The 12990-nt window shown below is 66.9% G+C and carries 16 protein-coding genes, 1 tRNA gene and 1 pseudogene; 13 read left to right on the top strand and 5 right to left on the bottom strand.

What is annotated here, in order from left to right:
- Positions 1-773: terminase gpA endonuclease subunit (locus tag EQG76_RS09950; RefSeq protein ID WP_200840702.1), on the top strand; the 773-nt coding region annotated here is incomplete at its 5' end.
- A 7-nt stretch (positions 774-780) separates the two neighbouring features.
- On the opposite strand, the gene EQG76_RS09955 is transcribed toward EQG76_RS09950, so the two are convergent.
- Positions 781-1548, bottom strand: coding sequence for a DUF4145 domain-containing protein (locus EQG76_RS09955; RefSeq protein WP_159712937.1), 768 nt, complete (start codon positions 1546-1548; stop codon positions 781-783).
- A gap of 356 nt (positions 1549-1904) precedes the next feature.
- On the opposite strand from EQG76_RS09955, the gene EQG76_RS09960 reads away from it, so the two are divergent.
- The 7 genes and pseudogenes from EQG76_RS09960 to EQG76_RS33375 all read left to right on the top strand — a co-directional run.
- A complete protein-coding gene (locus EQG76_RS09960) occupies positions 1905-2156 on the top strand; it encodes a hypothetical protein (protein ID WP_159712939.1) in 252 nt (83 codons plus the stop codon).
- Positions 2157-2281: 125 nt separating this feature from the next.
- Positions 2282-2878, top strand: a complete 597-nt coding sequence (locus tag EQG76_RS09965; protein ID WP_159712941.1) for a hypothetical protein — start codon at positions 2282-2284, stop codon at positions 2876-2878.
- Between the two features lie 14 nt (positions 2879-2892).
- The gene (locus EQG76_RS09970) at positions 2893-3150 is read left to right on the top strand and encodes a hypothetical protein (protein ID WP_159712942.1); all 258 of its coding nucleotides are present in this window, start codon (positions 2893-2895) and stop codon (positions 3148-3150) included.
- Entirely contained in the window at positions 3143-4480 is a 1338-nt protein-coding gene (locus EQG76_RS09975; RefSeq protein WP_159712944.1) for a phage portal protein, read from the top strand. Before EQG76_RS09970 ends, EQG76_RS09975 begins: the two co-directional genes overlap by 8 nt.
- Positions 4477-6225 carry a phage major capsid protein gene (locus tag EQG76_RS09980; protein ID WP_159712946.1) on the top strand — a complete coding sequence of 583 codons (1749 nt, stop codon included), beginning with the start codon at positions 4477-4479 and terminating at the stop codon, positions 6223-6225. Before EQG76_RS09975 ends, EQG76_RS09980 begins: the two co-directional genes overlap by 4 nt.
- 1 nt (position 6226) lies before the next feature.
- Entirely contained in the window at positions 6227-6445 is a 219-nt protein-coding gene (locus tag EQG76_RS09985; protein WP_159712948.1) for a phage head-tail joining protein, read from the top strand.
- A 112-nt stretch (positions 6446-6557) separates the two neighbouring features.
- A pseudogene (locus EQG76_RS33375) lies at positions 6558-6677 on the top strand (excisionase family DNA-binding protein); the annotation flags it as partial.
- 26 nt (positions 6678-6703) lie between these two features.
- Here the strand turns inward: EQG76_RS33375 and EQG76_RS32155 are convergent.
- Complete coding sequence (locus tag EQG76_RS32155) at positions 6704-6988, bottom strand: hypothetical protein (protein WP_235031293.1); 285 nt, start codon at positions 6986-6988, stop codon at positions 6704-6706.
- On the opposite strand from EQG76_RS32155, the gene EQG76_RS33380 reads away from it, so the two are divergent.
- Positions 6908-7936 carry a tyrosine-type recombinase/integrase gene (locus tag EQG76_RS33380; RefSeq protein WP_407925523.1) on the top strand — a complete coding sequence of 343 codons (1029 nt, stop codon included), beginning with the start codon at positions 6908-6910 and terminating at the stop codon, positions 7934-7936. The two genes, EQG76_RS32155 and EQG76_RS33380, sit on opposite strands and share 81 nt — an antisense overlap.
- Here the strand turns inward: EQG76_RS33380 and EQG76_RS10000 are convergent.
- Positions 7887-7961 (bottom strand) — tRNA-Val (locus tag EQG76_RS10000). The genes EQG76_RS33380 and EQG76_RS10000 overlap by 50 nt on opposite strands.
- Positions 7962-8119: 158 nt before the next feature.
- Here EQG76_RS10000 and EQG76_RS10005 point away from each other — a divergent pair.
- The 3 genes from EQG76_RS10005 (at position 8120) to EQG76_RS10015 (ending at position 10365) form a co-directional block, all read left to right on the top strand.
- A complete protein-coding gene (locus EQG76_RS10005) occupies positions 8120-8965 on the top strand; it encodes an N-formylglutamate amidohydrolase (RefSeq protein ID WP_159712952.1) in 846 nt (281 codons plus the stop codon).
- A gap of 82 nt (positions 8966-9047) precedes the next feature.
- Positions 9048-9902 carry a transglycosylase SLT domain-containing protein gene (locus EQG76_RS10010; RefSeq protein WP_159712954.1) on the top strand — a complete coding sequence of 285 codons (855 nt, stop codon included), beginning with the start codon at positions 9048-9050 and terminating at the stop codon, positions 9900-9902.
- A 40-nt stretch (positions 9903-9942) separates the two neighbouring features.
- A complete protein-coding gene (locus EQG76_RS10015) occupies positions 9943-10365 on the top strand; it encodes a DUF1465 family protein (RefSeq protein ID WP_159712956.1) in 423 nt (140 codons plus the stop codon).
- Between the two features lie 28 nt (positions 10366-10393).
- Here the strand turns inward: EQG76_RS10015 and EQG76_RS10020 are convergent, their stop codons facing one another.
- Together EQG76_RS10020 and pdxY are read right to left on the bottom strand one after the other, a co-directional pair.
- Positions 10394-11116, bottom strand: coding sequence for a GNAT family N-acetyltransferase (locus tag EQG76_RS10020; protein WP_235031294.1), 723 nt, complete (start codon positions 11114-11116; stop codon positions 10394-10396).
- Positions 11113-11970 carry a pyridoxal kinase PdxY gene (gene pdxY / locus EQG76_RS10025; protein WP_159712958.1) on the bottom strand — a complete coding sequence of 286 codons (858 nt, stop codon included), beginning with the start codon at positions 11968-11970 and terminating at the stop codon, positions 11113-11115. The genes EQG76_RS10020 and pdxY overlap by 4 nt, the downstream gene beginning before the upstream one ends.
- A 176-nt stretch (positions 11971-12146) precedes the next feature.
- Between pdxY and pdxH the strand changes: the two genes are divergently transcribed.
- The gene (gene pdxH, locus EQG76_RS10030; RefSeq protein WP_159712960.1) at positions 12147-12785 is read left to right on the top strand and encodes a pyridoxamine 5'-phosphate oxidase; all 639 of its coding nucleotides are present in this window, start codon (positions 12147-12149) and stop codon (positions 12783-12785) included.
- Positions 12786-12990 lie beyond the last annotated feature (205 nt).

Genomic DNA, 12990 nt, shown 5'->3' on the forward strand with positions numbered 1-12990 from the left:
TGGTGGCGCTGACAGCCGGGGTTGACGTGCAGAACGATCGCCTCGAGCTGGAGATCGTCGGCTGGGGTCGCGACGAAGAAAGCTGGTCGATCGAGCACCAGGTGCTCTGGGGTGATCCGGCTGGCAAGGAGGTCTGGCAGGTGCTGGATCAGGAGCTGGCGCGCACTTTTCCGCACCGGCGCAAGGTTCCGGCCCTATCGATCCTAGCGGCCTGCGTCGACAGCGGCGGGCACCATACGCAGGCTGTCGTGCGGTTCTGTGCGGAGCGTCATCGCCGGCGGATCTGGGCGATCAAGGGTATCGGCGGGCCTGGCCGCCCCCTCTGGCCGAAGCGGCCGTCCAAGAGCGCCAAGTCGATGCTGCCGATCTACGCGCTGGGCGTGGATGCCGGGAAAGAGCAGCTGATGCGGCGCCTGGCGACCGCAACCGCTGGACCAGGCTACTGCCATTTTCCGGAGAGTCGGGACCTGGACTACTTCCAGCAGCTCACGGCCGAGCGCCTGGTGACCAGGTACCACAATGGCCGGCCGGTACGCTCGTGGCAGAAGGCCGCCGGCGATCGCAACGAAGCTCTGGACTGTCGGGTCTATGCGATGGCTGCGCTACAGGGTGCGATTGCGCTAGGACTGAGGCTGAACAGCCTCGCAGATAAGATGGAGCAGGTCGAGATCATAGAAGGAGAACAGCTGCCGCCGGCAATACCTATCTTACCTCCCACTAGTAGGACACCGCAGGTAATCCTGTCGCCGTGGATGGAGTACAATCACAATTAAACATACTTCAAGAACACTTTGCGTTTCTACGCTCTATTTGAGCACGAGCACTCTCCGGCGTCATCGCCAACAGCTCTGCACGCTCTTTTGGATCCGTAACACACTTTTGCACTATATAATTCAGCACTTTAAATAGTCTACGTGCTACTTCAGGATTGTCCTTCAGATCCATCTGCCCAGGATGTACAGCCTCATTCCCGATGACTCGAAGAGTATCAAGCGCATCCGAAACTGTCCTGTCTAAACCATCTTTTACAGCAGCTGCAATTTGATCGTAAATTCTGTCCTGCTTATATCCTAGGTGATAAAGCAGTTTCTGCAATGCAAGACGAAGCAAAGCAGCCGCGGCTCGCGGCGACAAATCAGCTATTTGACGTGCCTCCTCGAAATCTTCGCGAACATGCTCTGGCATATCAGAATGTGGGAACTCTGCAGCTACAACTCTTGGGTGGACCAACTCTTGTCCGCACCACAGTGCGGGCGCCTGACAATGCTGACACCTCGATAGCCAACAAGATGCTAAAGTGTATTGTAGTTCCTTCTTTCCAGACCCGTGAACCATGACCTTCATGTCCATCAAGCTTGGAATTACAGTCGGATCCAGTTTTGTCCTTAGCGTAGCCTGAAGAACTTTATAGGCTTCTATCAAAGCATCATTGCTAGGCAACCCCTTAATCGGTTGCAGATAGATCTCGTACCATACTTGATGAGCGAAAGCGCCACAGTTTGGACAGCTGAATGCGCACAAACTCAAACTGGGCGCAATGTAACGCATCCTAATTTCTCTCCCGTCTGTCGTCACATTCTGAGAGGTTATCAAGCGCCCATTGCGCAAGCCTACGCAGCGCCTCAGGGCGACTAGGCCGGGGATCATCTTGTTTAGCGATCCAGGCATCTACTCGCGCGAGTTCTTCGGGAGGAACCCGCACGCTTATTTGGGTCGCACCGACGGGCGGGCGACCCCTTTTTCTCGCACCAGTTAATGTTGCTCCCGGCATGAATTGCTCGTACCAGATAAACAGGCTGGCCGGAAGCTCCACCTCCCGGCCAGCCCTAACCTCACGCTGGAAAGGACCTTCCATGCGATCGGCTGAACACGTCCCTAACACGAGTGATACTGCTAGTCCTGCGGTGCACACTCGTGACCTAACGGCCATCACTCGCCATGCGGCCGATCTCGCACAAGCATTCGATGAGCTGAATCAGCAGGTACAGGTGCTGTGGCTCGCTGCGCATGGCGCTGCCTCGATGGTGCCCGACGATGCCGACAGCCTCGTTGACATTCTCCGCTCCATCCACGGCGACTATGGCAGAAAGTGGGAGCGTACCTGGAACATTCAGGCGCAGCTCGACAGCCTGCTGAAGGACGCGAAGCGGACTTGAGCCTGGGAGACAGCCTGCCGGCCATAGGTCCGGCAGGCTAATCCCCTGTTTATGCGAGAATTTACTTTGTTGCAAATTCTCGCAATCATTGCTATCTCTGGCCTATGGCAAGAGCTTCTGACCTGTTGGCTGCGGCCGTCGATGCCCTGGGTGCGGACGAAAAGTACGTGGCCCAGGTGGCTCGCGGGCTCCGCGAGCGGGATCTGTTCATCCGCGAGACGAAGTCACCGCGGTCCTGGCGGCCGTCGCCACAGGATGCGGCACGGCTGATCGCCGCCGTGATGACCGGCTGCCCGGCCATGCATGCTGCCGATCGGCTGGAGGCCCTGCTGGGGGCCAGAATGGCTTCCAGCAGCTGGGACCATGCGCAAATGCTTCCGGCTTGGTTCCAGAAGCTGTGTCCGCTCCTGTTCATGGTCCGGGCTGACGGAGAACGCAGCAGCTTTGTCGATGCTATCGAAGATGTCATCTCCATCGCGCTCCTGGCACCGGACATCTTCGACAAGTGGAACAACCGCTTCGCGTTCGAGCTGGAGCAGAACACGCTGAGCGGCACTTTTCACTTCAACTTGCCGCCTAGCACCCCGCTCGTCTCTGCCGAGCCCGTTGCCAACGCGATCTTGCATTTCGAGCCACATCTGGACGTGCGGCCCAAGATGCAGGTGACCGCCAAGGTCGAATGGGAGCACATCCAGGCGTTTGCGCAGGCCCTGAGCCAATGAAAGGCCCATCCAGCATGGACGGAAAGAACCTCGTCTTCTTTGTCGAGACGCCAGAGCCGGCCACTGGCCTGGCAGTCGATGCCGCCGGTACGATCTCGATCCTGGCGGAAGGCAAGGGCCTGGCCTTGCAGGTGCCACCGGGCCAGCTGGTGCGCATCGCAACGAAGCTCCTACAGATCGCCAACGGGATGGCACCAGCTCCTGCACCGGTCGGCGAAGGCACGGGCCCCTCGCATCTGCTGCTCGATCTCAAGGCGGCCAGCAGTGCGTAGGCGCCCATTCGACCAGATGCGCCTCCGCCTTGCCAAGCTGCTGACGCGCGGCCTGGAGGCGGCTGGTGGCGGCCCCCGAGCAGTCGGCTGGCGCGCTACGCCGGACGTCGCCGGCGCAATCCAGGCCGGCGCCTTTCTCACCGCAGCCCGCGCACAGACTGGCTGGCTGAACGACCCGCGCCTAGCGCGCGCTGTGGCAGTCCTGGTCTCCAGCCTGGTCGGCAGTGGCTACATCCCGCGCAGCCAGCATCCCAATCGCGAGACACGCCGGCGGCTGGCTCACCTGTTCCGACGTTGGGCCAACCGGGCAGACGCCACCGGCCGCACTGATTTCGCCGGTCTTTGCCGCCTGATCGTGCGCAGCATGATCGCTACCGGCGACGGCTTTGCCCGGTTCGTCTGGACGGATGATGCGCTGCCGCTACGCCTGCAGGTCCTGCCGAGCCGCGCCGTTGGGCGTGATGCCGTCCCGGTGCTGGCAAACGGCCATGAGCTGATCGACGGGATCGAGATCGACCGCTTCGGCCGGCCGGTCGCCTACCACATCACCCTGGATGAGCACTTGGCCAGGTCTGTTCGCGTCCCGGCGGAGGAGATCGTCCACGTCTTCGATCAGCTGACCCCTGATCAGTTTCGCGGGTTGTCCTGGCTGGCGCCGGTGCTCACCACCGCGCGGGAGCTGGACAGCTTCAAGGATGCCGCCCTCGCCACCGCGCGCACTGCGGCGCTGTTCTCGGGCGTGATCACCGATGTCGATGGCGCCGGGCTCGAGCCGGGCCAGGAGCAGGGTGACGGGTCGGTGCGGATCGGGGTGACGCCCGGCTCGCTCTGGCATGCCCCGCCCGGCAAGCGGGTCGACTGGAACGACCCACCGAAGCTCGGCGAGTCCGAGACCTTCGTGAAGGCCTACCTGCGCGACATCGCCAGCGGCATGAACATCACCTACGAGCAGCTGAGCGGCGACTACGAAGGCGTCAGCTATTCCAGCGTCCGCGCCGGGGCTAACGAGCACCGCCGCTGGGTCGAACAGACACAGTACGCCTTGATCGTGCCGAGCCTGCTGACACCCGTCTGGCAGCAGTTCCTGCGGATGGTGGTCCTCACCAATGCCCTACCCGGCCACGATCTGGAGGAGCTGGAGCCAGTCGAGTGGCTGATGCCGCGCTTTGCGCACGTCGATCCCAAGGCGGAGATCGGCGCCGACGTCGCGGCGATCCAGGCCGGCCTGAAGTCCCGTGAACAGGTGATCGGCGAGTACGGCTACGACGTCGAGACCATCGACGCGCAGATCGCTGCCGACAGCTTCAAGTCCAGCGAGGTGACCCAGTGACCACGCTCATCACCCGCAAGGGCGCCCTCACCCCATCGACCCTCGATCCCGAGGCGCGGACCGTAAGAGGTACAGCTTCCACCGGCGCCGGCCGTCTGCAGTACGATGCTCTAGGCCCGTACCGCGAGGTCCTGGAGATCTCTGAGCGCGCGATCGACCTGGCGTCCCTGCGGGGGCTCCCCGTGCTGGACAGCCACCGGCGCGACAGCATCGACCGCATCCAAGGCCGAGTAAGGGAAGCTGGAATTGAGGAGGCCCAGTTGGTCGTGGAGCTCGAACTGCTACCTGGCCGAGCCTTCGAGATGGTCCGGAGCGGCATGCTGAAGGGCCTGAGCATCGGCTACTCGGTCGAGCAGTGGCGCAGCGAGGGCAGCGGCCCGCGCCGCACCAAGACCGCCACTCGGTTCACCATTCGCGAAATCTCCCTTGTTGCCGTTCCGGCCGATGCCGGCGCGGTCATCCGCTCTGGAGGAGCTATGGAAGGTCAAGATCCACCCAATGGCGGCACCGACGTCATCGACCGCACGGCGATCGATGCCGACATCCGGCGCATCTGCGATGCCGCCCAGATCGAGCGGTCGGTCACCGATCGCCTGATCGCCATCGGCGCCGAAGTCGCCGACGCCCGCCAGTTGGCCCTGGAGGCGATCCGCACCCAACAGCCGCTCCGGGTGACCGTCACCCGGTCGGGCGATGATCCGGCCGAGCGCATCGAGGCCATGGCGGACGGCCTGTACGCCCGCATCAACCCGGCGCACACGCCCGGCGAGCGCGGCCGCCAGTACGCCCATCTGCGCCTGCTGGACCATGCCGAGCAAGCCGTGCGTGCCGCCGGCCTGTCGACCACCGGCCTGAACCAGTACGAGCTGGTCCAGCGTGCCATGTCGACCTCGGACCTGCCGGCCGTGTTCGCCGCTGTCCTGAACAAGGGGCTGCGTGCTGCCTACGAGGCCGCCAGGCGGCCGATCATGGATCTGTCGCGCGAGCGCCAGGCGAACGACTTCCGGCCGCTGCAGGACATCAAGTTCGACGGCAAGATCACCCCGCTTCCGGTCACCGAGAACGGTGAGTACCAGCATGGCGCCTTCGTGGACGCCAAGGAGTCGTACGCGTCGAAGCGGTTCGGCCGCCTGGCCGGCATCTCGCCAGAGATGGTGGTCAACGACGACACCGGCGCTCTGTCGCGCATCCCCGACGAGTTCGGCCGGGCGTGGGCTGGCTTCGAGGCGGACCAGCTCCTGGCCCTGGTGGTCAGCAACAGCGGTGCTGGCCCGGTCATGTCGGATGGCAACCCGGTGTTTCACGCGATCCACGGCAACCTCGCCACGTCGGGTGCGCCGGTCGACGTGGACGAGCTGTCGGCCGCCGTGCTCGCCATGCGCAAGCAGAGGGGCTTGGCCGGCGAGATCATCAACGTGGTGCCCTCGGTGATCCTGGTCTCCCCGGATCAGGAGGTGCCGGCCCTGGCCACTGTTGCCCAGATCAACCCGGCGACCGCCGACGCGGTCAATCCCTGGACGGGCAAGTTCAAGGTCGCGGTCGAGCCGGGGCTCTCGGGCAACGCCTGGTACCTCGTCGCCAGCAACATCGGCGGCCTGGAGCACGCCTATGTCGCCGGCTGGAAGGGGCCGAAGGTCTCGACCGAGACCGACTTCAACACCAGCGGCCTGAAGATGAAGATGGAGGGCACCTTCGGCTGCGGCTTTGTCGATCATCGCGGCTGGTACCGCAACGCGGGTGCCTGAGATGGCGACCGTCGAAGAGCTGACCGATCGCCTGGAGAAGCTGCGCAAGATCCGCGCCAGCGGCGTGCTCGTGGTCGAGAGCGATGTCGACCGGATCACCTATCGGAACGACGCCGAGATCGCGACCGCGATTGCCGACCTGGAGCGCCAGATCAGCGCGGCCGGCGCCAGGCGGCCGATCTTCCGGACGGTGATCATCAACGACAAGGGATTCCATTGAACCGCACCCACCCCTCCTGGCGCCAGCTGGTGCCAGGAGGGGTGAGGTTCCTGCGTGCCGCTCCGGGCTCTCAGTCCTCCCGGAGCGGTGCGGAGCAACCGGCTACTGACCAATGGGTTTCCAGGTGATCGAGAAACTGCTCACCTTCCGCGAGGCAGCACCGCTACTGCGATGCGGGGCACGCACGGTCGAGCGCATGGTCAAGGCTGGAGAGCTTGGCTCCGTCCGTGTTCGGTCGCGCACGTTCGTCACCGAGCGCTACATCGCTGAATACATCGCACGGCAGAGCCAAGATCCATGCAGCGCCGCAAACGCTTCTTCGAGTACCGCGATCACTGGCTCGACACCCGCGACGGCGTGTTCAACGTCTGCTGGAATGACCGCCCTGCCCGACAGGTCCGCCGCATTTCGCTCCGCACACGCGACCTTCGAGAAGCGCAAGACCGCCTTGTCGCCTGGGTGATGGAGCATGCGAGCCTCCAGCCGGGTGATCCGCGCAGCGTCACCATCGCCGAGTGCCTGCAGCGCTACTACCTGCAGCATGCCCAGCACCTGCCCAGCGAGGAGCAGACCAGGATCGGCAGCCGACAGTTGCTCAGCCAGCTGGGTGACGCGGTGGTGGCCGAGCTGACCCCTGATCGCCAGGCGAGGCTGGTTGCCGAGCTGCGCGCAGCCGGCCGATCCGGTGGTACGGTCTCAAGGATTCTCTCGGTCCTGCGCGCCGCCCTGAAGCATGCCGAGAAGTTCCAGCTGCTCACGAAGGCGCCGTTCATCTTCGACGTGCCGAAGGGCCAGCCTCGGGATCGAGTGCTGACCGTCGCCGAGCTGCGCAGCCTGTTCCGCCACGCCTCCCCACACCTTCAGGTGTTCATCGTGTTCGCCATCGGCACGGCAGCGCGTCGATCCGCGATCCTGGAATTGACACCAGGGCGGTGCAGCCTCGCCAGGAGGCGCATCGACCTCAATCCAGGTGGTCGAGCCCAGACGAAGAAGCATCGCGCTGTGGTGCCGCTGGCGCCCGCCCTGGCGCCGTGGGTCGAAGCGGCCACCGGCGAGTACTTGGTCGAGTATCACGGCCAGCCGGTCGCAAGCATCAAGACCGCTTGGCGCGAGGCGAGGATCAGGGCAGGTCTGGGGCCGGATGTCACGCCCAACACCATCCGGCATACCGTGGCGACGATGCTGCGGGAGGAAGGCGTGCCGGAAGCACAGTGCGCCGCGTTTCTTGGGCACCGCTGGAGCAACAGCACGACGGAGGGCTATGCGAAGCACCGACCCGATTATCTGAGCGATGCGGTCGCGGTTGTCGACCGGCTGATAAGCGAAGTGGCCGGTCCTGGCAGACCAGCCACTTCAGAGACCACAGCGAGCGTGCTTAACAGCTGCTTGACGGTGGCCCTAACTCCCCGGACCTCGACCAAGGAGAAAGCTCGTTCCGGCGTGGTGGGCGCGACAGGGATCGAACCTGTGACCCCTACGATGTCAACGTAGTGCTCTACCGCTGAGCTACGCGCCCGTCCTGATCGGCGGTGGCGAGCGGATAGCGTTTGTCGGCGGCGCTGGCAAGTGTCGGCTGCAGGAATCCTGGCGGTTTCGGCTCCTGTCGGCCACTAGTCAGCGTTGTGGGCCGGTGCCGGCCGTGGTTGCATCGGCGGGGCTCTCCCGGATGCGGTGATGATCGATCCCTTCGCTCTCGTGCGGCCAGCCGGCCCCGGCCTGCCAGTCCTGCTCTCCTCGCCGCACAGCGGCCGCTATTATCCTGAGGAGGCCCGGCGTCGGCTGGGCGTGGCTCCGGCAACTCTGGCGGTGCTGAACGACGGCCCGGTCCACGAGCTGCTGGACAGGGCGGTGGCGGCCGGCGCCACCTTGCTGCGCGCGCGCTGGAACCGGACCTGGATCGACCTCAACCGGGATCCCGCGGAGTTGGACGAGGACGCGATCGACGGCCTGCCCGCGGATGTGCGGCCATGCCGGTCGCTCCGCGTGCAGGCCGGGCTGGGCGTGGTGCCGACGTGGCTGGGCGAGCGGCGCATCCACCTGCGCCAACTGCCGTTTGCCGAGCTGGCCGAGCGGATCGCGGGGGTGCATCAGCCCTACCACGCGGCGCTGGAGCGCGAATGCCGGCGGCTCGCCGGCGACTTCGGCAGTATGCTGCTCTTGGACTGCCACACCATGCCGGGCCCGTCTGGCGGTGCCGCGGCGCTGCCGGACATCGTGCTGGGCGACCGGTTTGGCCGGAGCTGTGCCCATGCGCTGGTGGCCGCGGCGGAAGCTTCGCTGCGCGAAGCCGGCTTCACCGTCGCGCGCAATCGGCCGTTCGCGGGCGGATGGATCACCAAGCGGCACGGGCAGCCGGAGCGAGGCGTGCATGCGCTGCAGATTGAGCTCTGCCGGCAGCGCTTCTTCACGGCTGACTGGCAGCAGACCGCCGCAGCCTCCGCGCTGCGCCGGACATTGGCCGCACTGGTCCGGGAGCTCGCGGCGATGCTGCCCCCGGCAAGGCCGCTCGCGGCGGAGTGAGCAGGCGGGGCCTCCGCTGGCGCGGGGCTTGCCGGATCGGGCTGGCGCGGGGCTTGCAAGATGAAGCGGCATGCCCAGGACCATGCCCCTCCTCCTCGCCCTTCTTACCCTGCTCCTGCCGTTCGCGGCCGGGTCCGGCCCGGCCACCTCCGCCGAGGACACGGCAAGAACTGCCGCGCTGTGCCTCGACGCGGCAAGTCGTGCCGAGCGCCTGGTCGACCTGCCCGAGGGGATCGTGACCGGGATCATGCTCGCCGAGACCGGGCGGTGGAGCAAGGCGCTGCGGCGCAGCTATCCCTGGCCCTGGACGGTCACCTCGGGCAGCGAGGCCTGGTACGCCGACAGCCGCGCGGCCGCGATCGCCACGGTGCGTCGCCTGCAGGCCGAGGGGCGGCGCAACATTGATGTCGGCTGCATGCAGATCAATCTGTACTGGCATCCCGACGCGTTCCGGACGATCGAGGAGGCGCTCGATCCGATCCGCAACGTCGCCTACGGCATCGCCTTCCTCGGCGAGCTTTATGCCGAACGCGGCAGCTGGCGCTCGGCGGTCGCAGCCTACCACAGCCGCGATCCGGAGCGCGGCCGCACCTATCTAGCACGGGTCGAGAAGCTGCAGGAGCAGTACCGCTCGTGGGGCGAGGAGGTCGTGGTCGTGGTCCGCGCCGATACCGCACCCGCGGGCATGAAGCTGTTCGGCCGGCTGGGGCCGACCCGCCCGCTGTTCGGTGCGAATGACACGCCAAGGCAGCGGGCAGTGGCCCGGGGCGGGCTGCTGCTGGCTGCCCTGGCACCCCCAGCCGGGGTGGCCACCGGGGCGGCACCCGGCAGCCTGATCCAGCTCCGCCGCGACCTGAAGGGAAGCCGGGTCGTGCCGGCACGCTCCTTCCTGTTCTCCGGTACGACCTCGGCATCGTTGCCGCCCGCGCAGCGTTGACCGGCCGCCGCCCCGGCGCCAGCGTGCCCGGCGAGATGCGTTGGACGCGCGGGGCTGGGGCATGGCGGGTGGCGAGGACGATCCGGGGCAGGATCCCTGCGAGCGGCTGGACCGGCTGCTCGGCGAGGCGATGGGCCTGGTCCAGGCGACCAAGCATTATCTGGAGCGGCGCCCGGCCGGTGCGATGCCGGCGCTGGGCGAACTCGGCCACTTATGCGAGCTCGGCCGAGTGACCAACCGGCTGGGCCAGGTGGTCGGCTGGCTCCTGCGGCGCAAGGCGGAACTGGCCGGTGCCGGGCCGGCTGCGGCTGCCATCGAGGACGACCCGCACTGCCTGCGGCAGCCATCCCTGGCCGAACTGCCGCCCGCCTTGAGCGCACTGCTGGACGCCAGTGCCGTCCTGTATGGCCGGACTGTCCGGCTGGCCGAGGCCGGCGAGCGCCGCCAGGACATCGTGCACTGACCGCCCGCCACTCGACCGACGCTGCCGCCTACGGGACGAGCGGCTGCCGGGCCATGAGCGGCCGGCGCTGATGGCCATCCTCGTCGAAATTCCCTGGATCCAGCCAGGCGGTGAAGGCGGCATCCAGTGCCGGCCATTCCTCCGCGAGGATCGAGTACCAGGCCGTATCGCGGTTGCGGCCCTTGACCACCAGGTGTCGGTAGAAGATACCCTCGTGGCGAAAGCCGTAGCGCCGAGCCGCCCGCCGTGAGGGCAGGTTCGCCGCGTCGCACTTCCACTCGATCCGGCGGAACCCCAGCGTGATGGCGTTGCGGATCAGGAGATGGATCGCCTCGGTAGCAGCCGTCCGGCGGCGCAGCTCGCTGCCGAACCAGATATGGCCGATCTCGATCGAGCCCCCCGCCGAGTGGATGTTGAGATAGCTGGCCATGCCCAGCGCGCGGCCGGCTGGATCGCAGATCGCGAAGAACATGGGATCGGCCGGGCAGGCCAGGGTCTGGAGCCAAGCCTGCATCACGTCGCCGTCAGCGAACGGCCCATAGGCCATGAAGCGCCAGCGCTCCGCCTGGTCCGGTCCGTGGCCTGCCACGAACAGGGCCGGCCCATGGCGGCCAGGCTCCAGCGGCTCCAGGCGCACCGTCCGGCCGGCCAGTGCTGCCCGGGCCGGCGGCTGTACCGGCGGCAGCGGCGTCACCGGCGCGGTCGAGAGCGGCCGCCGGCAGACCGGCTCGTGGCCATCGGCCTCGGTCAACGCACCCGCTCCACTTCGAACAGGCGCGGCGGGTGGGCATAGGCTTCCTGTGCCGCCACCAGCTCGATCTCGCCCGCACCCTGCTCATGGGTCAGCCTGACCAGCTCGTACATGGCCGAGACCGAGCGCTGCAGGACCTGAGGAATGTCGTCGTTCGCCAGCCGGTTGCCCAGCACCAGCGCGGTGGTCGCGTCGCCGGTGCCGCTCATGGTCAGCGGCAGCCTGGGCGTGCGCACCAGCCAGCTTCCCGCACCGGTGTCGGCGAGCACCGCGATCTCGTCGACCGCACCCGGCAGCTCCAGGCTGGTCACCACCACGAGGCCGGGGCCACGCCGCCGCACCCGGGCAGCAGCAGCCAGCGCATCCTCCAGGCTGTCGATCGACCGGTCCGCGAGAAAGGCCAGCTCGAACGCGTTGGGCGTTACGATGTCGGCCTGGGGCACCGCCTGGTCGCGGAAGAATTCCGGGATGCCGGGCCGGACGAAGAAGCCGCGGCCGACATCGCCCATCACCGGATCGCAGGCATAGAGCGCGCCGGGTCGTGCCGCGCGGATCCGGGCGACCGTCTCCAGCACGGCAGCGCCCAGCTGCGGGTCGCCCAGATAGCCAGACATCACCGCGCGGGTGCGCGCGAACGCGCCGCGCTCCTCCACGCCCTGCAGGATCTCGCGGATCTGCTCGACGCTGTTGGCGCTGCCCTTCCAGCTCCCGTAGCCGGTGTGGTTGCTGAACTGCACCGTGTTGACCGCCCACACCTCGTGACCCAGCCGCTGCAGCGGGAATACGGCCGCGCAGTTGCCGACATGGCCATAGGCCACGTGCGACTGGATCGACAGGATGCCCTCGCGCGCCACGACCGCTTCTCCCGGATGCTCCGCTCGGGCCGGACGCTAGGTCCAGTCGGGTACGCGCAAAAGGCCCAGTTTGCCCGGGCGTGGTCGATTTCCCGAGGAGCCCCTCCAGCTGCCACATGGACAAGCGCTGGCAGGCGCGCCACCTGGAAGGCGGCTGGGCAAGCGGGAGCCGGACGATGAGATCACCGCAGGACATGCGGGTGGACTATGCGCGCGCGGAGCTGGACGAGGCGAATGCCGGCATGGACCCGCTGGCTCTGTTCGGCCGCTGGTTCCAGGAGGCTAGCGAGAGCGGCCTCGCCGAGCCGAATGCCATGGCGGTGGCGACCGTCGATGCCACCGGCCAGCCGTCCTGCCGCATGGTGCTGCTCAAGCATTTCGGCGCGGACGGCTTCGACTTCTTCACCAACACCGAAAGCCGCAAGGGCCAGGAACTCGCCGGCAATCCTAAGGCGGCGCTCCTGTTCTGGTGGGACGTGCTGCATCGGCAGGTGCGCATCGAGGGGCCGGTGAGCGCGGTGCCGGCCGCCGAAGCCGATGCCTATTTCGCCAGCCGGCCGCTGGGCAGCCGGATCGGCGCCTGGGCGTCCAGGCAGTCCCACCCGGTGGCCGACCGGGCGCAGCTCGCTCGGCAGGAGGCGGAGACCAGGGACCGGTTCGGCGATACCCCGCCCCGCCCGCCATTCTGGGGCGGCTATCGGGTGCGGCCGGTGGCAATCGAGTTCTGGCAGGGCCGCGCCAACCGGCTGCATGACCGGCTGTGCTACCGGCGCCTGGGAGACAGTGGCTGGCAGCGCGAGCGGCTGAGCCCCTGAGCCGGGGCATGGCAGCAGACTCCGGGCCGCGGCCGGTCGAAGCGTGGCCCGGGGCATACGCCTGACCGAGATCGAGCGCGCGGCCGTGCGGGCGGCGCTTGCGCATGCCGCATCGTGCGGCCATCTCAGGTCGGGCCACATCCACGGGGAGCCGCGGCGTGCAGGATCAGAAGGTCGTGTTCATCACGGGCGCGTCCCGTGGCAT

This window comes from Geminicoccus flavidas (genome assembly GCF_009806515.1).
In the GTDB taxonomy this organism is placed as follows: domain Bacteria; phylum Pseudomonadota; class Alphaproteobacteria; order Geminicoccales; family Geminicoccaceae; genus Geminicoccus; species Geminicoccus flavidus.